We start from the raw sequence: 21,371 nt of genomic DNA on the forward strand, positions 1-21,371 counted from the left end.
GCAATTCTACGCCGGCCCGGTGGCTGCGATACGTCCGGACGCGCCGCGCGCGTCCCATTCCGCGCGCAATACCGAGCCGGTGCTCGAATCGGTGATGAACAGTGTGCGCTGTTCCGGGCCGCCGAACGTCACATTCGTAATCGTGCGCCCAGCGCACGATTCGATTTTCGCAAGCGGCTCGCCGTGCGGATTCAGTACGAACACCGCGCCGAGCGAGGCATGCGCGACGAACAGATTGCCGTCCGCGTCCATCGTCAGGCCATCGGGACCACTGGTGCCATAGAATTGCGCGAACCGGCCGACTTTGCTCGTGCTGCCATCCGGCAGCAGCGGCAGGCGCCAGACCGCGTTATCGCGCGTCATCGCAACGAACAGCACTTTTTCCTTACCGTCGAGCACGAGTCCGTTCGGGCTCGGGCCATTGTCGATCAGACAGTCGAGGCGTCCGTCGGCGGTCAAGCGAAACACGCGTCCGGTCGGATCGTGCAGGCCCGTTTGCCCCTGGTCCGTGAAATAGATGTCGCCGTTGCGCGCGACAATCAGATCGTTGACGCCCTTGAAGCGCTCGCTATTGCGTCGCGCCAGCAACGGCTGCACTTCGCCTTGCCTGGGGTCGAGCTTCATCACGCCGTTTTTATAGTCGGCAATGATCAGCTGATGCTGCGGATGCCACGCCAGTCCGTTCGGCTCGCCGTCGTAAGCGGCAATCACGCGCCATTCCAGCGACGGCGTGATCTGGAAAATGCGGCCATGCGGAATATCGACGATATACAGGTTACCGTGCGGATCGAAGCACGGACCTTCGATAAAGCAGTCGACCGGCTCGCCGCCCTTGTTCGCACGGGACCATTCCGATACCACGCCGTGTTTGCGCAGCGCATCCGGCATGGCGGTATGCACTTCCGTCTTTATGACGGGCGGGACCGGATTCCAGCTCATTGCGTCTCTCCGTCGAAGTGGCGCTCGGGCGCGCCCGTGTATCGATACGGCATCTGGCGCGGCATCGGCCCCTTGTTGCGCTCGGCGCGGCCGCGCTGTTCCCATGCATGCGACAGAATGCCGACCGCGCGCGACAGGCAGAAAATGCCGCGCGCAAGTTCGGGCTCAAAGCCGAGTTCCGCGTAGATCACGCCGGTCGCGCCATCGATATTCATCGGAATCGTGCGGCCTTTGCGCGCCCGGAGCAAGGCTTCGATGGCGCGTCCGATCGTAGCGTAGCGACCGGAAACGACCTTGTCCGCAGCCGCTTCGTCGACGAGATGCAGCAGGCGGCCCGCACGCGGATCGATCGGATGAAAGCGGTGACCGAAGCCCGGCAGGTATTTGCCATGCGAGGCGTTAAACGCGTCGACTTCCGTTTCGACGGCTTCTGCAAGCGTCGCGCCTTGCGCCTGGGCGCGCTCGATCGCATGGAAAAGTTCGACGGCCTGCTGCCCGGCGCCGCCGTGAACGTCGTCGAGTGTATTGAGCGCGGACGCCATCGCGCCATTCAACGGCAGCCCGCAACTGACGGCCATCCGCGAAATGGCAATCGACGGCGCATGCGGGCCATGATCGACCGACGCGACAAGCGCCGCTTCAAGCAGACGCGCCTCGCCGTCGCTGGGCAATTCGCCGCGCAGCATGAGCCAGATCATTTGCGGAAAGCCGATCGTGCCGATCAGTTCCTGAATCGGGTAGCCGCGAATCTTGATCGAGCCCGGATGAATATCGACGATCGACGTGCTCCAGTAATCGGCGGCGAGTGTGGCGAAATCCTGCGGAGAAGTCATAACGGATAATCCCTCGACGATGCGTTGTTCAGCGGTTGATGTCTTCGAGCGCGAGCCCTTTCGTGCGCGGCCCCATGATGCCGATCAGCAGCATCACGAACACCATGCATCCGGTGATCATGTAAAACACGCCCGTCGCGCCGAATTCACGCAGGCAGAACGCAACGATAAAGCCGGAAAAAATCGCGCTCAGGCGGCTCCACGAGTAAACGAAGCCGATGGCGCGTGCGCGGACCTCGGTCGGATAGAGCTCCGATTGATATGTCTGGAACGAGTAGGTCAGCACAGTGAGCGCGAGGTTCATGCAAAAGCCGAATACGATCAGCCCCACGGTGCCGGTCTGATTGGCGAATGCGAGACCGAATGCAGCCGCCACGCCGGATGCACCGACAAGGCTCCATTTGCGCTCGATACGATCGGCAAAGAAGAAGAACAGCGCGGGGCCGAGCGGCAGCGCGATCGACATCAGGAACGAGTACTGCAAGCTGTGGACGAGGCCGATGCCTTTGCTTGTCAGCAGCGACGGCACCCAGTTGCTGAACCCGTAGAAGCCGATCACCTGGACCGCGTTGAACAGCGACATCATGATCGTGCGCTTCAGATACGGTGCTTTGAGGATGTCGCGAAAGCGCCGCTCGACAGTGGGGGCCGCGTGTTCGTATGGCGCAGGCGTCGGCAATGCGCGGCCGTACTGACGCTCGACGACCTGTTCGATCTGCATGGTGACGCGTTCCGCTTCGGCGAGACGGCCGCGTGTAACGAGCCAGCGCGGGCTCTCGGGAATGCCGAGGCGAATGATCCAGATCAGCGCCGCGCCGATTGCGCCCGCGAGCACGACCCAGCGCCAGCCGTCGAAGCCGAACGGCCGCTGCGGCACCAGCCACCACGACATCAGCGCGACGATCGGCACCGCGAGGTAAGGCACGACCTGGGTGATCGCGAATGCGCGGCCACGCAGGTTCTTAGGCATCAATTCCGCAACATACGTGTTGATCGTCACCATTTCGATGCCGAGGCCAATGCCGGCTAGCAAGCGGAACAGGTTGACTTCAAAAGCACTGTGCTGGAATGCCATCAGCACGCTTGCGGCCGTATAGCCGAGAAGCGCAATAACGAATATCTTGCGGCGTCCAAAACGATCGGCGAGGAAGCCGAGCCCCATCGTGCCGATAAAAAGCCCGATAAACGTTGCCGCAACGAATGCGGCGATGCTGTTCATCGCGAAGATCGACGTCGACGTCTTCACGAACAGGCCGCTTTCGGTCAGGCCCGGCGCGATATAGCCGGTCATGAACAGATCGTAGAACTCGAAGCTGCCGCCAAGCGACAGCAGGAACACGATGGTCCAGATATGGCGCGTGGCGGGCAGCCGGTCGAGGCGGGCGACGATATCGCGCGCCACGCTGTCGCGGTCCGATTCGGCGCGCACGCTCGAAGCGGTTCGTGCGGGCTCGGGAATGGCGTCCGCGGTCAATGTCTGTTTCATGTCTGCCTCTAGTCTCCGGTCGGTTTTTTGTTGGCGTGCGATGCTCAGATCGCGCCTTCGTTTTTCAGCTGCGCGATCGCATCGGCGTCGAAACCCAACTGCTGCAGATGCGTCTGCGTATGCTCCGACAAGTAGGGCGCGCGTCTGGCGGGACCGCCTTCGACCGTCTCGCCCCGCGCATCGAGAAAGCGATAGCCGGCGCGCGTGACGCGCTGCACGCGTTCGCCATCGGGTAACGCGTGGATGAATTCCCGGCCGGCGATTTGCGGCTGCGATACGGCTTCGGGCACGCTTAGCACGAGTCCCGCCGGCACACCGGCGGCGGTCAGACGCGCGTCCCAATTGGCCGCACTGTCGGTACGCAGCGCGATTTCGATTTCTTGCTTCAGTTCCGCGCGATGGCGCTTGCGCGTGTCGCGCTCGCGAAAGCGCTCGTCTTGCGCGAGTTCGGGCCGGCCGATCACGTTGCATAGGGCGACAAACTGTTTCGTTTCGTTCGCGGCAATGTTGAGCTTGCCGTCGCCGCAGTCGAAGGTGCCCGACGGCGCGGCCGTGAAGTTTTCGTTGCCCATCGGCTTTGGTTCGACGCCCGCGTTCAGGTAGTTCGAGACGACCCAACCCATCGTCGACAGCGACGCTTCGAGCATCGACACATCGACGATGCGTCCCTCGCCCGTGCGCTGCGCCGCGAAAACGGCTGCGCAGATTGCAAGCGCCGCGCTGATGCCGCCGACCGTATCGGTGACCGGATAGCCGACGCGCAGCGGCGCCGAATCGGCATCGCCGGTGACGCTCATCGCGCCCGACATGCCCTGGATAATCTGATCGTAAGCAGGACGATGCGCGAGCGGCCCGTCGCAGCCAAAGCCGGAAATCGCGCAGTAAACGAGGCGCGGATTCAGTTCAAGCAGCGACTTCGCGCCCAGACCAAGGCGATCCATCACGCCGGGCCGGTAGTTTTCGACAAGCACGTCGGCGTCGCGCACGAGCTTGCGCAGGATGTCCTTCGCCGCATCGTGCTTCAGATTCAGCGTGATCGATTCCTTGCCCGCGTTGACGGCGACGAACGACGCGCCCATGTTGCGCGCAGACGCGCCCGGGTCCGCGCCCAGACGACGCGCGAGGTCGCCGCCGTCGGGGTTTTCGATCTTGATCACATGGGCGCCGAGCAACGCCAGCTGATAGGTGCAGAAAGGTCCGGACAGGACATTCGACAGGTCCAGTACGCGGATGCCCGAGAGAGGGAGGGCGGTCATTGCAGCGAAATCCTCGAGGCTATTTGACGTTCTGTTAGACAGAATGACGTTCTGTAATTGCGTTGGTTGAATCGTAGGTCGCGCGCGGGCCTCGCAGAATCCGGGATTACCCGTATTTGCGGTGGCATGCTGAAGGGACGGGATAGAGATGAAAAAAGGCCGCGTACGCGACGCGGCCTTCGAGGACTTCAGTAGATCAGCGCTTCAAGCCTTTGAAAGCTCGCCGTCGGTGACGCGCCACAAGCCGAGCGGATTGTCGTACTTCAACGCTTCCGGCAACAGCTCATCCGGAAAGCCTTGATAACTGACGGGCCGCAAAAAGCGCTCGATTGCGCTCATGCCGACAGAAGTAAAGCGGCTATCGGACGTTGCAGGAAACGGTCCGCCATGAATCGACGCGTACGACACCTCTTGCGGATGCGAAAACGCATTGATCACGATGCGCCCCGTGCGGCGTTCCAGTATCGGCAGCAGGCGTGCGGCAAGCGAATGATCGTCTCTATCGATCTGCATCGTTGCCGAAAGCTGCCCGCGGAACTGCTTTGCGATGGCGATCAGTTGCTCCGCATCTTTCACACGCACGAGCAATGCGGCCGGGCCGAATACTTCTTCGGATAGCGAAGCTTCCTCAAGCATGCGCGCGCCGTCCACTTCGAAGAGGAACGATTGTCCGTCCCACTCGCCCTGCGGCTTGCCGCCTTCCGCGATGCGCTCGGCGCCGGCGTCGCGTTGCCGTTCGACGTTATTTCCATACGCGGTCGCGATGCCCGGCGTCAGCATCGTGCGCGCCACCATCGCGTCGACACGCGCGATCATCGCCTGCTTCAGCGCCTGATAGCCGGGGCCGTCGATCGCAAGCAGGATCGCGGGCTTCAGGCAAGCTTGCCCGACCGTGACAAGCATGCGTTCGGTAAAACCGTCGCCGATCGCACCGCCACGCGCCGCGAGCGCGGACGGAAGCACGAAAGTCGGATTGACGCTCGTCATTTCCGTGAAGACCGGGATCGGGTCCGGACGTTGTTGCGCGCGCCGGAATAGCGCCATGCCGCCGGCTTCGGAGCCCGTGAACGTGACGCCCTTGATCAGCGGATGATCGACGAGTGCTTCGCCGATTTCGTTGCCGCCGCCGCGGACCATCGAAAATACGCCTTCGTGAAGGCCCGAATCTTTGACGGCCTGTTGAATGACGCGCGCCTGCAGTTCCGATGCGCCAGGATGCGCGTTGTGCGCCTTCAGGATAACGGGCGCGCCGGCGGCAAGCGCCGACGCGGTATCGCCGCCCGCGACCGAGTACGAAATCGGAAAGTTGCTCGCGCCGAAGATCGCGACAGGGCCGAGCGCGATCTTTTGCATGCGGTGATCCATGCGCGCGCGTGGCTGACGTTCCGGCTGCGCAGGGTCGATCGTTGCGTTGCGAAAGCGTCCTTGACGCACGACCGTCGCGAACTGCCGGAACTGCGTGGCCGCTTTCGCGGTTTCGGCTTCGAGTTGCGCGACGGGCAGCCCTGTTTCGAGTGAAGCGCGCTGTGCGAGCTCGGACTGAATCGCGTCGAGTCCCTCGGCGATGCGTTCGAGAAATGCAGCACGTTCAGCAAGACTCGTATGGTTGTAGCTGTCGAATGCGTCGTCGGCAAGACGCGCCGCGCTATCGACTTCGGCTGCGCCGCCAAACGCGAACGACGGCTCGAGTTCCGCGTTCGTTGCGGGGTTCAGCGCCTTCATCGTGCCGGCCGTGGCGGCCACTTCCTGTGTGCCGATTAGCAGATTGCCAGTGAGTGTCATGTTCGATCTCCTGGCGAATCACGCTGAACGCGAGGAAGAAAGCGGGGAAGAAAGCGGCGAAGGCAGCGCAGCGAGCAGCTCAGCCGTCGTGAGAATTTCATGCGCGAAGGTCGGGCCGTTCAGTTCGTGCGCGGCGTGCATCATGTCGTGCGTGAACGCAGCGGTGGCATCGCGTACGAGCGTAACGTGGTAACCGAGCTCCATCGCGAAGCGGCTCGTCGATTCGATGCAGGTATTCGCGAGCAGGCCGACCGCGATCACATGCGTCACGCCTTGTTGCTTGAGCTGGAAATCGAGGTCGGTATTCGCAAAGCCGCTTTGCGCCCAATGCTCGTGAATGATGATGTCGCCTTGGTGCGGCACGAAATCCGGATGCCATTCACCGCCCCACGTGCCTTTCTCGAACGTGTGACGCTTCTGGATGAGCCGCTGCGTCGGGTTCGGATGATCCCAGTTCTCGTAGTCGCCCGGTTGCCAGCGACGATGCGGCACATAGAACACCTGAATGTCCGCCTTGCGCGCGGCAGCGACGATGGCGCGCAGGTTATCGAGCAGCCCAACTTCTTTGGCAATCGACTCGATCATCGGAAATATCTTGCCGCCATGCGACAGGAAGTCGTTATACGGATCCACCAGCAGCAGACCGGTGCGCTCCGCGCGATACACAGTGCCAGCCATTTCGATTCTCCTTTCGGAAAGTGTGCGAACAGGTACACGTCTCGCAGTCGGCGCCGGGCTGCTTCAGTTCTGACGAATCCGTGACGTCTCACGTATCGTGACGGTGATGGCAATTTATCACTATGAAAATCATATGGTCAAGCGTGATGCGGGTTTCGAGGCACGGAGGAAGGCGAGCAGAGGGCGCCATGCATTGTGGTCGGAGGCCCGTCCGGCCGTCTTCTCCGTATGCACGAACGCGAGATCAATGTGTTACTATGAAATTAATAGTTTCGGTGGGAGAAAGATTGTGGCGCGCGTCGCAGTAGAGAATCCGGACACCGTATGCCCGGTCGCACGGTCGCTCGATATCGTTGGGGACAAGTGGACGGTGCTGGTGCTCAGGGAGTTGTATATGGGCGTATCGCGGTTCGAGGAGTTGCAGATTCAAACCGAAGCGACGCCGCAAATGCTGGCGGGGCGTTTAAAGGCGCTCGAGGCGAATGGAATGATCGAACGGCATCCGTACAACGAAAAACCGTTGCGCTACGAATATCGTTTGACGCGGAAAGGCTGGGCGTTTTATCCGGTCATCTACGCGCTGCGCGCGTGGGGCGAGGGATGGTGCAAGGATGAAAGCGAGGGCGTGGCGGTGCGATTTATTCATCGCGAGTGCGGCGCCGACGTCGGGCTTGCGAATGTGTGCCCGAATTGCGGCGCACCGGTCGCGCGCGACGATCTGCAGCCCGTTGTGAGCAGCCATTACGCAAAAGAGCGTGAAGAACGGCGCGCTGCGTTTAAAGACAGGCAGCAAGGTTGAGGGCGGCGAGCCGAAATGACTTGCTCGGGATCGCCCGTGGCGTGCTCGCGCCCGAATACGGGCCTTATCGCGCCGCGCGTCGTCCGCCTGCAATCATCACCACCGCAATGATCAGCAGTCCATAAGCGACCGACCTTACACCGGCGCCCGCGCCGACCGCGTTGAGGATTGCGTTGCTCAGAAAAAGAAACATCGATGCGCCCCAGACGCCCGCGACAGTCGCCTTGCCGCCGGTGACGAGCGTGCCGCCGATCACGACGACGGCGATCGAGATCAGCATGTACTCGACGCCCATATCGAGCGCCGCGCCCCCTGAAACCGCGGCAAGCAGCAGCCCCGTCAACGCGGCGAGCGTGGCGGATAGCAGATACGTCATGCAGCGCACGCGTTCGACTTTCACGCCGGCAAGCCAGGCCGCGCGCTCGTTCTGGCCGAGCGCCGAGAGGCCGCGGCCGAATACCGTTCGATGCAGCAGCACCGCAAGCAGGGCGGAAAGCACCAGCGCGAGCCAGGTGATATTCGGTAGCCCGAAGAAGTGCCCATTCGCGAACGCCTGCAACGCGGGCGGGGGAGGCGGCATGTCGCGGCTTTGCGTAATTGCGACGGACTGCACGATAAAGCTCGACGACAGCGTCGCGATAATCGGCGGAATCCGCAGCATGCGGATCAACAGATAGTTCGCGAGACCGACGAAGATGCCGACCGCCAACGCGACGGCAATGCCCACGATAACCAGCTCGTTGTCGCTCTTCATCAACTGCACGCCGACCACGCCGCTTAGCGCGATAGCGGAGGGCATCGACAGATCGACGTTGCCGGGGCCGGCGGTGATGACGATCATCTGCCCGAGGCCGACGAAGACCATGAAGATGGCGAACACGAGCGCGGTCTGCACCACATTGCCCGCAATCGAGAAGCTGAATACGCCGACCGTGACGAGCCACACGAGCACGGCGCCGACGACCGACCATAGCCAGGGCGCCTCCATGGAAGCGAGGCGCGAGGCGGACGCTGCAGCGCCGCTTTCGTCAGGCCGCTCGCGCACGTGCGGCGACGGCTCGCTCGCGGGTTCGGCGTTGCGATGGCTCGTTTCATGCGTGTCGCTCATTGCACGCCTCCACGCTGACGCTGCTGAAGCAGGACACGCAGCGATAGCACGATGATCAGGATCGCGCCTTGCGCGCCGACCTGCCAGTCCGGCGACACGTTGAGAAACGCGAGAAACGATGCGGCAAGCGTCAGTGTGACGGCGCCGAGCACCGCGCCGATCACCGATACGCGGCCGCCGACGAACTCGCCGCCGCCGAGAATCACGGCCGCAATCGAGAGCAGCGTATAGCGCAGCGCGAGATTCGCGTCGGCGGAAGTCGTGAGCCCCAGCAGACACAGGCCCGACAGCACGCCGAACAGCGCAGCGACGCCGTAGAGCGTCGCCTTGCTGCGCACCAGCGACCAGCCGAAGCGCCGCATCGCGCGTGGATTGCCGCCGCCGCCGCGCAGGCGCACGCCGGCCGATGATCGCATCAGCAACAGATGGCCGAGCACGGCGATCAGCGTCGACCAGACGATCGGCGCAGCGATAAACGGCGTCTGATACGTCATGGTGGAGGTGAGCCACGCCGGACTCGCGCCGCCCGGCGACGGCAGCAGCAGCACCGCGAGGCCGTTCCAGACGAACGAGAGTCCGAGCGTCACGACGATCGACGGAATCTGCCGTATTTCGACGAGCGCGCCCACCACCGCATACAGCAGCACGCAGCCCGCGAGCGCGGCGATGCCGACCAGAGGCCGGCTTTCCAGAAGCGTCGCGCCGATGCACGCAACGAGACTCACGAAAGGCCCGATCGACAGGTCGAGGTCATTGGTCGTGATGATCGCGAGCTGCGCCAGCGTCGCGAGCACGAGCGGCACCGCGAGGTTCAACAGCAGGCCGATGCCGAAGTAGCTGAACGTGGTCGGCTGCAGAATGAAAATCGGCAACAGCACCGCGACCAGCGAAAAAGCCGGGAGCAGCGCGCGCAGACGTGCGCGATCGAGTGTCCCGTTCATGCGCGCGCCTCCATGAAGCTCGCTGCCAGCAGCGCTTGTTCATTGCATTCGTGCGCGAGCAGCATGCGCGTGATGCCGCCCGCGCGAAACACGTAGGTGCGGTCGCAGTACGCGAATTCGTCGTTCTCGGTCGTGTACCAGATGAAGGTGCGTCCGCGTGCGGCCTCGTTGCGCACCAGCTGATAGATGTCGCGCTTCGTGCCGATATCGACGCCGCGCGTCGGGTCGTCCATCAGAATCAGTTGCGCGTCGGATGCGAGCGCGCGGGCGAACAGCACCTTCTGCTGATTTCCGCCGGACAACGAAAGAATATTCGCGCGCAGCGGCGCTCCGCGAATGCCGATTCGTTCGCGCCATGTCTCGGCGATGCGGCCTGACGCGCGGCGGTCGATCAGCTTCGTTAGCGTGGGGGCTCGCATAGGGCCGTCGCCGTCGCGCTTGCCGAGCAGCCAGCGGATGTCGAGATTCTGCGCAATCGACCATAGCGGGAAGATGCCGTCGCGCGCCCGGTCGCCCGCGACAAACGCGATGCGTTCGCGGCTTTTCGTCGCCGCCTCGTAGACGGCCAGCAAGGCTTCGCTTTGCCCTTGGCCCGCCAGGCCCGCAAACCCGATTACCTCGCCACGCGGCGCATCGATCTGCACGCGCCGGCTTTTACCGAAGGTCCAGTGATAGGCGGTATCGCCTTGCACCGTTTCGCGCGCCACACGCGTCTCGCCCGATGGTTCCGCTTCGACGTCGACGTGCTGCCCCATTGCGCGAATGATTGCGTCCTGCGTGACCGCTTCGCGCGGCAGCACGGCGGCCACCTGGCCATCCCGCATCACGAGCACGCGATGCGCGGTTTGTGCGATTTCGCCGAGCATATGGCTGATCAGGATCGTTGCGATGCCGCGCTGGCCTGCATCCCCGATATAGGTCAGCAATTGCCCCGCCGTGTGCGCATCGAGGCTCGACGTTGGCTCGTCGAGAATCACGAGCTTGACCGGATCGCGAGTCATCGTGAATGCGCGCGCGATTTCCACCATCTGCCGTTGCGTGAGCGTCAGGTCGGCGATCAGTTCGTGGCCCTTGATGCCATGACCGGGAAAGATGGCGTCGAGCTGTTCCCGCATCAGACGCGTCGCGCGCCTTCGCCAGTTGCCGCCGCGCAATTCCGGATGGACGACCGCCATGTTCTCCGCCACGCTCAGATTCGCGCACAGCGACAGTTCCTGAAACACACAGCGCACGCCGGCTTCGCGTGCGGCGTTCGGGTCGTACTGGCGAGCGGGGCGCCCGTTGACGGTGATGGTTCCTTGCTCAGGCGCGAACACGCCGGTGAGCACGGCCATCAGCGTCGATTTGCCCGCGCCGTTGTGGCCGGCAATGCCGACGCACTCGCCGGCGCGGAAATCGAAGCTGATATCGGCCAGCGCCTTGACGCGCCCGAATGTCTTGCCGATGCCATCAAGGCCGATCAGCACGTTCGCGTAATCGCGCGTGCTCTCCGTTACAGCTTGATCGTTCAAAGCCGGACCTCTGCAGGTTGCGGCGCCGCGTCGCCGGGCGCGCGGCGCGTCTCGTCGAAACGGGATTGCCGGTTACTTGGCGTCGACGACCTTGATCACTTCGTCGCGCGTATAGAGCTTGTTCGCGAGGCCGCCTTGCGGCGTTTTCGCGAGCACCGAATCGAGCTGGTCCGCATCGACCTGCAGCAGCGGCATCTGGATATCGTGCGGCAGCTTTTTGCCCGCGAGCAGTTGCTGCGCCACCCAGAACGCGAACGTGGAGCAGCCGGGCGGAATCGTGACGGAGAGCGTGTCGTAGCTGCTGCTCTTGCGCTGTTCGGCCCACCAGGCGAGCTCTTCCTGGCGATTGCCGAGGATGATGATCGGTGTGGGCCGGCCGGCGGCCTTGATGGCGTTGGCCGCGCCGAATCCATCGCCGCCTTGCGCGACGACGCCGTCGATCTTCGGCAGCGTCGGCAAAATACCGGCTACCTGTTTCTGCGCGACGGTCTGCGTCCAGTCGCCGTGCACCGAGCCGACGACCTTCAAACCCGGATACTTCTTGAGTTCATCGGTGATGCCGCGATGGATTTCATCGTCGACGGAGACGCCCGCGAGTCCACGGATTTCAAGCAGATTACCCTTACCGTTCAGGCGCTTCGCCATATAGTCGACCTGCATCGAGCCGAGCTTGTGAAAGTCGACCGCGATCCGGTACGCGCACGGCTCGGTTGCGATGCCATCGAATGTGACGACCGTCACACCCGCGCCGCACGCCTGCTTGATCACACCGTTCAGCGCGGTGGGGGATGCAGCGTCGATGACGATTGCCTTGTAGCCCTGCAGGATCAGGTTCTGGATCTGCTGCGCCTGTTCCGTTGCCTGATTTTCCGCTGTGGTGAAGGTCGGCGCCGCTGCAACGACGCCCGATTTCACGGCCGGGTCGGCGGTCTCGGTCCAGCTTTTGAGCATCGTCTGCCGCCAGCTGTTGCCTGCATAATTGTTCGAAAGCGCGACCTTGGCCGACGAGGTATTGCCGGACGCCACCTGGGCAGAGGCGCTGCCGGCCGATGCGGCGATGCAAACTCCGAGCACTGCTGAAGTGAAAAGCAAACGCACTTGTTTGTCTCCTTTATGTATTAGTCGGAACACGTGCATTACTTGACGCCGCCGCCATGCGGCAGCGTCGCTGCTTAAGGCGGCCTTCGAGGGTGCCGGACCATTTGCAGCGGTTAGTTAATATACTCGTTGGCGCAATGCGTGGGCGCTTTTTTGTGCACCGTCGGAAATTTCCCCGTGACGTGCCGGGCGGCTGTGTCGGGTGGCTTAAGGAAGAGAAATACGTTTGTAATAGTGGACGTATTGTTGGCCCTAGTTAACCTTAGGGCTGACCACTATTTGAACAAATCGGCGGCGCGACCAATGGATACGTTTTCGAATGCCATTGCGCCGCGCGTTGTCACACGTTATCGGGCGTGATCGCCTTACGTTTGCGGCGACAGCTTGTCTTGCGTGCGCGTCTCGAAGTCGGAGGCGTCGTGACGCTCGTGCAATTGCGTGGAAGGATCGCCGGAGATCCGGTTGACCATGCGTCCGCGCTGCACGGCCGGGCGCTTGTCGATCGCATCGGCCCAGCGCTGCACGTGCTGATAGTCGCTTGCCGAAAGGAATTCGGCCGCATCGTAAAGCCGGTTTTTAACGAGGCCGCCATACCAAGGCCAGATCGCGATATCGGCAATCGTGTATTCGCTGCCGGCCACGTATTCGTTATCGGCGAGGCGTTTGTCGAGCACGTCGAGCAGGCGCTTGGTTTCCATGGTGAAGCGGTCGATAGCGTATTCCATCTTCGATGGCGCATACGCATAGAAATGGCCGAATCCGCCGCCCACATACGGCGCACTGCCCATCTGCCAGAACAGCCACGACACGCATTCGGCACGTTTGGCAGGGTCTTTCGGCAGAAACTCGCCGAACTTCTCGGCGAGATACAGCACGATCGCGCCGGACTCGAACACCCGCACGGGCGCCGGGCCGCTGCGATCGACGAGCGCCGGAATTTTCGAGTTCGGATTGATATCGACAAAGCCGCTGCCGAACTGATCGCTGTTGTTGATTCTGATGAGCCACGCATCGTACTCGGCGCCGCGATGACCTCGCGCAAGCAGTTCTTCGAGCATCACCGTGACCTTGACGCCATTCGGTGTGCCTTGCGAATAAAGCTGCAGCGGATGCTTGCCGACGGGCAACGGCTTGTCGTGCGTCGGCCCGGAGACGGGGCGATTGATGCTGGCGAACTGGCCGCCGTTTTCCTTGGACCATGTCCAGACTTTCGGCGGTTCGTACTCGGATGAGGGGGGCATTGTTTAAAGTCTCCTTACTATTCCCGGAATGCGGGTATGTCGATCAAGCTTAGCAAATCGCCGCATAACGCGCTGAAAGCCAATAAGGCGCGAACGGGATCTACTCGCGTGAACCTGCCCGCGGACCGGGGCCCGCATGGCTCGAGCGTCACGCCTTAAACGTCACGCCTTGCGCCGATAGCGCAGCCACACCACGTCGTTATCGAGGCGCTCGACGGAATCGAGCCGCAGATACGCAGGCTTTTTCCATTTATCCATCGACACTTCGAACGAAGAGGTATGTGCTTCACGTCCGTCGACGAGCGGAATGACCAGCACGCTGACTTCATCGACGAGCCCCGCATTGACGAATGCGCCGCACACATGGCCTCCGCCTTCGACAATCAGCTTGCGTATCTTCAGCTCGCGCTCGAGCGTATCGACGACGCGCTTCAGTTCGATATCGTCGCGGCCGCCGAACAGATACGATGCGCCGATCGATTGCAGGTGCGCGAGGTAATCGTCGTTCACGTTTTCAGAAAGCACTTCCACGATATGCGAATCGAGCGCAGTGTCGCTTTTCCACGCAACGCGTCCATTTGGATCGATCGAAATCGCGTATTGGCTTGCATCGCGCCGGGCAAAACGGTCGGTGCGTGCGATCGCCTGCTTTGCGACACCATGGGGATAATCGTCGCCGTGCGATATTTCCTGCATCGTTACGCGGCCGCAGACCCACGCGTCGGCCTTGAAGCTTGCAGCAGTTTCTTCGTAGCAGGGGATGGCGAAATCGAGGTGCCAGCCATCGGTAAGACTGCGGCCGTCGAGCGACGACATCATGTGACAGACGATATGCATGGTTGCTCCAGAAAAGCCGTTCAATGCGGAATTCAGATACGGGAGATCAAAACAGAACCATGCTGCGCAATTACTATGCCGCGCCGATTGGATGGTATATATAATCTAAGCAACCGGGTGCATTGAGAACCTGGATTTTGTTTGGAGATAGCAGGCAATGAGAAAGTCAAGACTGGAGACCGCTGAAACGCGGCAGCGGATCGTCGAAGCCGCGTCGAGCAAGTTCCGTTTGCAGGGCATCGGCAGCACGGGGCTTGCGGACTTCATGGGCGAAGCCGGGCTCACGCACGGCGGCTTTTACAAGCACTTTTCATCGAAGGATCAGGTCGTTCAGGAATCGGTTGCGCTCGCGGCCGATGCGCTGCAGGAAACGCTCGAATCCGCAGTGGCCTGCACGCCCGCGAATCGCGGCGTCAAGGCGATCGTCGATCGCTATCTGTCGCCCGAGCATCTTGAGAACGTCGTCGACGGTTGTCCGTTCGTCGCGCTATCGGGAGAACTCGCGCGCGGCACTGAAGAGGTTCGTCAGATTACAACGCATTCGCTTGTCGACCTCGCCGAACTGATCGCTTCCCAGTTACCTGATATGCCGTCGGCGGCGGCGCGAAAGAAAGCCTGGGTGATGCTGTCGACCATGATCGGCGCGATGAGCGTCGCACGCATGGTCAACGATGAGGCGCTGTCCGCATCGATTTTGCGCGAGGCGCGCAAGTCGCTGATTTCTTGAAGCCTATGTAAATGGGGCTTCGAACATTCGAAGCCCCATGGCTAAAACATTGAATATGCGCCGATGGTCAATGCGCGGGGTCGGCCTTTTTAGCGCCGTCGCCGCTCGCGAGTTGTGGCACCGCATCGACCTTCCAGCCACCGCCGAGCGCACGGAACGTCGTCACGGCAGCGCGTGCCGCATCGGCTCGCGTGCCGTCGAGGTCGTCGCGCGCGAACAGCAATTCGCGGTCGGCATCGAGCACATCGGTCAGCGTGATCGCGCCGGCCTTGTAAGCGCGTTCGGAAAGATCGCGCGACTTCTGCAGCGCCGCGACTTCGTCTTCGAGTTCATGACGGCGCGCTTCGGTCTGCGTGAGCGTGGTGAACGCGTTTTCGACGTCTTCCGCCGCCTTTAGCACCGTTTGACGATACTGCGCGAGCGCTTGCGCATTCGAGCCGCGCGCGTCGGCAACCTCGGCGTCGACCTTGCCGAAGTCGAACAGGCGCCAGCGCAAACCGCCGGTGATCGCAGGCTGGAATGCGCGCGACGTGAACAGATCGCCTGACGTAATGCTGTCGACGCCTAGCAATCCGGAGATCGAGATCTTCGGGTAGTAGTCCGACAGCGCGGCGCCGATCCGTTCATTCGAAGCGGCAAGCCGCCGTTCCGCGGCGATCACGTCGGGCCGGCGGCGCAGCACGTCGAGCGGTTGGCTGCTGTCGTCGATCGACGGAATAGCGGGAATCTCGCCGGGCTGCGACAGTTCCTTCGCATAGGTGCCGGGTTGCGCACCCATCAGCACGTCGAGACGGTTCAGCTGCGCTTCGAGCTGGATACGCAGCGTCGGCACGATGGTTCTGGCCTGCTTCAACAGCGCGTCGGCCTGCGCGATTTCGCGTTCGGTCGCCGAGCCCGCGCGACGCCGCACACGCACGAGTTCGAGCAGACGCGTATCGGTGTCGATCTGATCTTGCGCGACCGCGAGGCGAGCCTGGAAGCCGCGAATCTGCATATACGCATCAGCGGCATCGGCTGCGACCGTCACGCGTGTGCCGAGCTGATCGGCCTCGGCCGCTTGCGCCTCGTTGCGCGCGGCCGCGGCATCGCGCCGCAAGCCGCCGAACAGATCGATTTCCCAACTGGCCGCGGCGCCGACCGTGTACTCGCGCTGATCGCGCGAGTAGCCGGGGAACGTCTTCGCGAGCGAGCCGAACGGGCTGACCGTGCTTTGATGTTCGATCGACGCCGCCGCGTCGAGGTCCACCGTTGGCAGCAGTTGCGCGCCTGCCGCCGACGCGGCCGCGCGAGCCTGCTGCACGCGTGCGATCGAGGCCGCGAGATCGAGGTTTTCCGCCAGCGCTCGCTGGACAATCGTGACAAGCATCGGATCGTTGAAGCCAGTCCACCAGGTATCGAGCGGCGGGGCCGGGGTTTTCGCCTGCTGGTCGGTCTCGATCCGGTTATGGAACGGCGCGAGGTTTTCGGTCGGCTTCACGTAGTCCGGCCCAACGGCGCAGCCCGCTAGCGCCGCGGCGAGAATCAGCGCGGGTGCGATGCCGACGGTACGGCCGAGCCGGACACGCGCCGGCGACGATGATTCGGAGCCCGTCGTTTCCAAAGCGTGCGACGGCCTCGCATCAGAGAAATCGAAAGCCATCACGTGCGCTCCTTGCGGCCGAATTTGCGAATAAAGACATAAAACGCCGGGGTGAACAGCAGGCCGAATCCGGTCACGCCGAGCATGCCGAACAGCACGGCGGTGCCCAGCGACTGGCGCATTTCGGCGCCCGCGCCGGTGGCGAACGCAAGCGGCGCGACGCCGAGAATAAACGCAAACGACGTCATCAGAATCGGCCGCAAGCGAGTGCGCGCCGCATGCACGGCAGCATTCACCGCGGTATCGCCTTCGTCCTGCTTCTGCCGCGCGAACTCGACGATCAGAATCGCGTTCTTTGCCGCCAGGCCGACCAGCACGACGAAGCCGATCTGCGCGAGGATATCGATCGGCATGCCGCGAATCGCAAGGCCCGTTACCGACGCGAGAATGCACATCGGCACGATCAGCACGATCGAAAGCGGCAGTTTCCAGCTTTCGTACTGAGCCACGAGCACGAGGAACACGAACAGCGCAGCGGCGCCGAACACCAGCAGCGTCGGCGTGCCGCGCTGTTGCTGCTGGTACGCGAGTTCGGTCCATTCGAAGCCGATGCCTTGCGGCAGCACCTGATGCGCGAGCTCTTCCATCCGGCGCAAGGCGGAGCCGGTTGCGACACCCGGTGCGGCCACGCCTTGCACTTCCGCGGCGGGGTAGAGGTTGTAGCGCGGCACGCGGTACGGAATCGTGCGCGTTTCCATCTTCGCGACCGTGCCGATCGGCACCATTTCGCCCGCCTGGTTGCGCGCCTTCAGCCGCGTGATGTCCGGCGCGTCGCGCCGGTACTGGCCGTCGCCCTGCACAATCACCTCATACGTGCGGCCCAGATAATTGAAGTCATTCACATACTGCGAGCCGAGATACACCTGTAACGTGGAGAACACGTCGGTCGGCGTAAGGCCGACTTTTTCGGCCTTCACGCGGTCGATATCGGCGAATACCGACGGCGACCCGGCGTTGAACAGCGTGAATACGCCTGCGAAATCGGGGTCCTTGTTCGCCGCGGCGACGAGGTCCTTGGCCGCATGCACGAGTGCGTCGGGACCAAGCCCCGCGCGGTCTTCGAGCATCATCTTGAAGCCGCCCGCATTGCCGATGCCCTGCACGGGCGGCGGCGGAATCGTCAGCACATAGGCATCCTTGATGACCGACAGGCGCTTGCGCAGATCCGCGAGCACCTTGTCCGCGGTCAGGCCCGGGATTTCGTGGTTATAGAGCGACGGCAATCCGGAAAAGATCGTTCCCGAATTCGAGGCAACCGTCAGCGTCGTCGCATCGAGGCCAACGAACGGTGCGACGTGCTCGATCCCGCGCGTCGAGAGAATGATGTCCGTCGCGCTGCGCACCACCTTCTCGGTGCGTTCGAGCGATGCACCAGGCGGCAATTGCACGACCGTAATCAGATAGCCCTGGTCCTGCTCGGGAATAAAGCCGGTCGGCGTGTGCGCGAACTCGAGCGCCGCGATGCCGATCAACGCGACGTAGATCGCGAGCATCACCGTGAGGCCGCGGACGAGGCGGCGCGTGAGTTTGCCGTAGCCGAACGAGAGCCTCTCGAAGCCGTGATTGAAGCGAGTAAAACCCGCTTGCATCAGCCTCAAAGCAAAGTTGCCGCGGTGCTCGACATCGCTTCCCTGCGGAGCATGCTGCTTGAACAGCACCGCGCAAAGGGCAGGGCTTAAGGTCAGCGAGACGAAGCACGAAATCACCGTCGATGCGGCGATCGTCACCGCAAACTGCCGGAAAAATAGCCCCGAAATGCCGCTCAGGAAGGCGGACGGTACGAACACCGCGCACAGCGTCAGCGCGATCGACAACAGCGCGCCGCCCACTTCATCCATGGTGCGGTGCGCGGCTTCGGTTGGCGACATGCCCGCGTGCATATTGCGCTCGACGTTTTCGACGACCACGATCGCATCGTCGACGACGATACCCACCGCTAGCACAAGCCCGAATAGCGAGAGGTTATTGAGCGAAATGCCGAACGTCGCGAGCACGATAAACGAGCCGAGCAACGAAACCGGAATCGCGACCACCGGAATGATCGTCGCGCGCCAGTTCTGCAGAAACACGAACACCACGCCCACCACGAGCAGGATCGCGACGAAGATCGTGATCACCACTTCGTGTACGGACTTGCCGATAAAGATCGTCGGGTCGTAGATGATCTTGTACTCGACGCCGGGCGGGAAGTCTTTGCTCAGGCCGCGCATCGTCGACAGCACTTCTTCCTCGACCGCGAGCGAATTCGCGCCCGGTTCGGCGTAGATCAGCATCGTGGCCGCCTGGTTGCGGTCCATGAATGCGGTCGAGCCGTAGTCCGCCGCGCCGACTTCGACACGGGCGATATCGCGGATACGCGTCACGCGCCCCTGCGGGTCCGACTTGACGACGATGTCGCCGAACTCGTCGGGCGTCGACAGGCGGCCGAGCGCTTCGACGTTGATCTGGTAGGCCGCGTCGGTCTTCGTGGGCGGCTGATTCAGCACACCGGCCGACACCTGAAGGTTTTGCGCGCGCAGTGCGGCGAGCACTTCGCCTGCGGTCAGATTGCTCGCGGCGACCTTGTCGGGGTCGACCCAGATACGCATCGCGTACTCGCGGCCGCCGATAAACTGCACGTCGCCGACGCCTTGCAGGCGCGCAAGTTCGTCCTTCACGTGCAGCGTCGCGTAGTTCGACAGATACAGCGTGTCGCGCGTCTTGTCGGGCGAATCGAGGTGCACCGCGAGCAGAATGCTCGGCGTCGATTTTCTGACCTGCACGCCGAGGCGCTGCACGTCGTCAGGCAGGCGCGGCAGCGCATCCTGCACGCGGTTCTGCGTGAGCATCTGCGCAACGTTCAGATCGGTGCCGATGCGAAACGTCACGGTCACGGTCAGCTTGCCGTCGCCGGTCGACTGACTGCTCATATAGAGCATGTTTTCGACACCGTTGATCTGCTGCTCAAGCGGTGTCGCAACCGTTCGCGCGATCGTCTCGGCCGACGCGCCGGGGTAAGTCGTCGTCACCTGCACGGTAGGCGGAACGATCTCCGGATACTGCGCAACCGGCAACACGAACATTGCGCCTAAGCCGATCAGGGTCAGGAAGGCGCTGACCACCGTCGCAAAGCGCGGGCGGTCGATAAAGAAATGGGCAATACGCATGGCTTCGTCCGGTCCTGGTCAGTCCTGCTTGGCCGTATAACGAAGCGTGCTGTCACGCGTCGCCACTTTAGCGCCGGGCGCGGCGAAGGGCAGTCCGTCGATAATCACGCGGTCGTCGGCACTCAAGCCCGAGCGGATCACACGCAGACCGCCGCGCATATCGCCCACCTGTACCTGTTTCGGTACGACGGTGCCGTCGGCGGCGACCGTCAGCACGATATGTTCGGACTGGTCGGGCAACACGGACGCGTCGGGAATCAGCAGCGTCGGCACGGGCCGCGCAACGGCGAGACGCACGCGTGAGAATTCGCCGGGCGTGAGACGCAGGTCCGGGTTGGCCACCGTCGCTCGCGCATGGATCGTGCCGCTCGAGCGGTCGAGCACGTTATCGACGAAGTCGAGCGTGCCTTGCCGCGTCAGCACGCTGTCGTTGCCGTTGCCTGAGGTCAATTCGACCTTGTTTGCAAGCGGGCTTCTCAGATCGCTGCGATAGTGCGAAAACGTCTGGTAATCGGCCTCGCTCATGTCGAAATCGAGGTAGATCGGATCCAGCGACACGATCGTCGCCAGCAGCGTGGTCGGGCTCGTCGCCGCGCGGCTGCCGGCAATCAGATTGCCGATCGAAACGAGGTGCCGGCCGATGCGGCCCGTAAACGGCGCGCTGATCCGGCAATGGTCGAGATCGAAGCGCGCGTCGCGAATCTGCGCTTGCGCATCGTCGATCGCGGCTTGTGCGCCGTTCAGGTCGGACGTGCGTTGCTGCACGTTTTCGACCGTGCCTGCGTCGTTGTGCTCGAGTTCCTGGGCGCGGCGCAGCTCCTGGTCTGCGAGCACTCGCTTCGCCGTCGCGTTCTCGAGTTGAGCTTTAGCCTGCGCCAGCCTGATTTCATACGGCACCGGGTCGATCGAGAACAGCAGATCGCCCTTGTGAACGATGTCGCCGTCCTTGAAGTAAATACCCGTTAGCGTGCCGCCGACCTGCGCGCGCAACTCAACCTGATCGACCGCTGAGAATTGCCCGAGAAAGCCAAGGCGCGTATCGAGGTTCTCGACGAGCGGCTTGCTCACCGTCACTTGCGGCGGCGCGGCGGGCTTTGCATTGGCAACCAGCGCGTTGGCCTCGCGGTGCTGGTAAAACCACCAGCCGCCGCCGATCACCGCCATCACGACGAGCACCCCAGCCCAGCTTTTAACCGGCGATCGCCTGCGTGTACGCAGCGCATCGCGCTTTTTGACTTGACCGTCTTGCAGTTCCGTTTCCGTATCCACTTGCAGGCATCCCAGACTTGTTTGACGTGCGATATGAAATCGTGTTTCTTATAGATGTCGAATACACGCTAAGGGCGTAAA

The 21,371-nt window shown here is 62.6% G+C and carries 17 protein-coding genes; 2 read left to right on the forward strand and 15 right to left on the reverse strand.

Features of this window, described 5'->3' with window-relative positions; translation table 11 throughout:
• Positions 1-6: 6 nt before the first annotated feature.
• The 6 genes from KZJ38_RS27985 to KZJ38_RS28010 all read right to left on the reverse strand — a co-directional run bounded on the left by KZJ38_RS27985 (position 7) and on the right by KZJ38_RS28010 (position 6,974).
• Positions 7-939, reverse strand: a complete 933-nt coding sequence (locus KZJ38_RS27985; protein WP_219803260.1) for an SMP-30/gluconolactonase/LRE family protein — start codon at positions 937-939, stop codon at positions 7-9.
• A complete protein-coding gene (locus tag KZJ38_RS27990) occupies positions 936-1,772 on the reverse strand; it encodes a citryl-CoA lyase (RefSeq protein WP_219803262.1) in 837 nt (278 codons plus the stop codon). The genes KZJ38_RS27985 and KZJ38_RS27990 overlap by 4 nt, the downstream gene beginning before the upstream one ends.
• A 28-nt stretch (positions 1,773-1,800) precedes the next feature.
• On the reverse strand, positions 1,801-3,258 hold the full coding sequence (locus KZJ38_RS27995; RefSeq protein ID WP_219803264.1) for an MFS transporter: 1,458 nt from the start codon (positions 3,256-3,258) through the stop codon (positions 1,801-1,803).
• Positions 3,259-3,302: 44 nt separating this feature from the next.
• The gene (locus tag KZJ38_RS28000; RefSeq protein WP_219803266.1) at positions 3,303-4,514 is read right to left on the reverse strand and encodes a CaiB/BaiF CoA transferase family protein; all 1,212 of its coding nucleotides are present in this window, start codon (positions 4,512-4,514) and stop codon (positions 3,303-3,305) included.
• A gap of 204 nt (positions 4,515-4,718) precedes the next feature.
• A complete protein-coding gene (locus KZJ38_RS28005) occupies positions 4,719-6,296 on the reverse strand; it encodes an aldehyde dehydrogenase (NADP(+)) (protein WP_219803267.1) in 1,578 nt (525 codons plus the stop codon).
• 18 nt (positions 6,297-6,314) lie between these two features.
• Entirely contained in the window at positions 6,315-6,974 is a 660-nt protein-coding gene (locus KZJ38_RS28010; protein WP_219803269.1) for a cysteine hydrolase family protein, read from the reverse strand.
• A gap of 106 nt (positions 6,975-7,080) precedes the next feature.
• Here KZJ38_RS28010 and KZJ38_RS28015 point away from each other — a divergent pair, with 106 nt between their 5' ends.
• Complete coding sequence (locus KZJ38_RS28015; RefSeq protein ID WP_246642071.1) at positions 7,081-7,773, forward strand: winged helix-turn-helix transcriptional regulator; 693 nt, start codon at positions 7,081-7,083, stop codon at positions 7,771-7,773.
• Between the two features lie 64 nt (positions 7,774-7,837).
• On the opposite strand, the gene KZJ38_RS28020 is transcribed toward KZJ38_RS28015, so the two are convergent.
• The 6 genes from KZJ38_RS28020 to KZJ38_RS28045 form a co-directional block, all read right to left on the reverse strand.
• Positions 7,838-8,761 carry an ABC transporter permease gene (locus KZJ38_RS28020; RefSeq protein WP_246642072.1) on the reverse strand — a complete coding sequence of 308 codons (924 nt, stop codon included), beginning with the start codon at positions 8,759-8,761 and terminating at the stop codon, positions 7,838-7,840.
• Positions 8,762-8,877: 116 nt separating this feature from the next.
• Positions 8,878-9,822, reverse strand: a complete 945-nt coding sequence (locus KZJ38_RS28025) for an ABC transporter permease (protein ID WP_219803273.1) — start codon at positions 9,820-9,822, stop codon at positions 8,878-8,880.
• Positions 9,819-11,333 carry an ATP-binding cassette domain-containing protein gene (locus KZJ38_RS28030; protein WP_219803275.1) on the reverse strand — a complete coding sequence of 505 codons (1,515 nt, stop codon included), beginning with the start codon at positions 11,331-11,333 and terminating at the stop codon, positions 9,819-9,821. The genes KZJ38_RS28025 and KZJ38_RS28030 overlap by 4 nt, the downstream gene beginning before the upstream one ends.
• Before the next feature lie 72 nt (positions 11,334-11,405).
• Positions 11,406-12,431, reverse strand: a complete 1,026-nt coding sequence (locus tag KZJ38_RS28035) for an ABC transporter substrate-binding protein (RefSeq protein WP_425518424.1) — start codon at positions 12,429-12,431, stop codon at positions 11,406-11,408.
• Positions 12,432-12,796: 365 nt separating this feature from the next.
• Complete coding sequence (yghU, locus tag KZJ38_RS28040; protein ID WP_219803277.1) at positions 12,797-13,672, reverse strand: glutathione-dependent disulfide-bond oxidoreductase; 876 nt, start codon at positions 13,670-13,672, stop codon at positions 12,797-12,799.
• A gap of 162 nt (positions 13,673-13,834) precedes the next feature.
• Positions 13,835-14,509, reverse strand: coding sequence for a RibD family protein (locus tag KZJ38_RS28045; RefSeq protein ID WP_219803278.1), 675 nt, complete (start codon positions 14,507-14,509; stop codon positions 13,835-13,837).
• A gap of 157 nt (positions 14,510-14,666) precedes the next feature.
• Here KZJ38_RS28045 and KZJ38_RS28050 point away from each other — a divergent pair, with 157 nt between their 5' ends.
• On the forward strand, positions 14,667-15,236 hold the full coding sequence (locus tag KZJ38_RS28050) for a TetR/AcrR family transcriptional regulator (protein WP_219803280.1): 570 nt from the start codon (positions 14,667-14,669) through the stop codon (positions 15,234-15,236).
• A gap of 67 nt (positions 15,237-15,303) precedes the next feature.
• Here the strand turns inward: KZJ38_RS28050 and KZJ38_RS28055 are convergent, their stop codons facing one another.
• From KZJ38_RS28055 to KZJ38_RS28065, 3 genes are read right to left on the reverse strand one after another with little or no spacing between them, the layout of a single operon-like run.
• Positions 15,304-16,875: an efflux transporter outer membrane subunit gene (locus tag KZJ38_RS28055; RefSeq protein WP_219803282.1), complete on the reverse strand. Its 1,572-nt coding sequence runs from the start codon at positions 16,873-16,875 to the stop codon at positions 15,304-15,306.
• The gene (locus KZJ38_RS28060; RefSeq protein ID WP_219803283.1) at positions 16,875-20,021 is read right to left on the reverse strand and encodes an efflux RND transporter permease subunit; all 3,147 of its coding nucleotides are present in this window, start codon (positions 20,019-20,021) and stop codon (positions 16,875-16,877) included. The genes KZJ38_RS28055 and KZJ38_RS28060 overlap by 1 nt, the downstream gene beginning before the upstream one ends.
• A gap of 18 nt (positions 20,022-20,039) precedes the next feature.
• The gene (locus KZJ38_RS28065) at positions 20,040-21,290 is read right to left on the reverse strand and encodes an efflux RND transporter periplasmic adaptor subunit (RefSeq protein ID WP_343223890.1); all 1,251 of its coding nucleotides are present in this window, start codon (positions 21,288-21,290) and stop codon (positions 20,040-20,042) included.
• Positions 21,291-21,371 lie beyond the last annotated feature (81 nt).

The organism is Paraburkholderia edwinii (assembly GCF_019428685.1).
Lineage (GTDB): Bacteria > Pseudomonadota > Gammaproteobacteria > Burkholderiales > Burkholderiaceae > Paraburkholderia > Paraburkholderia edwinii.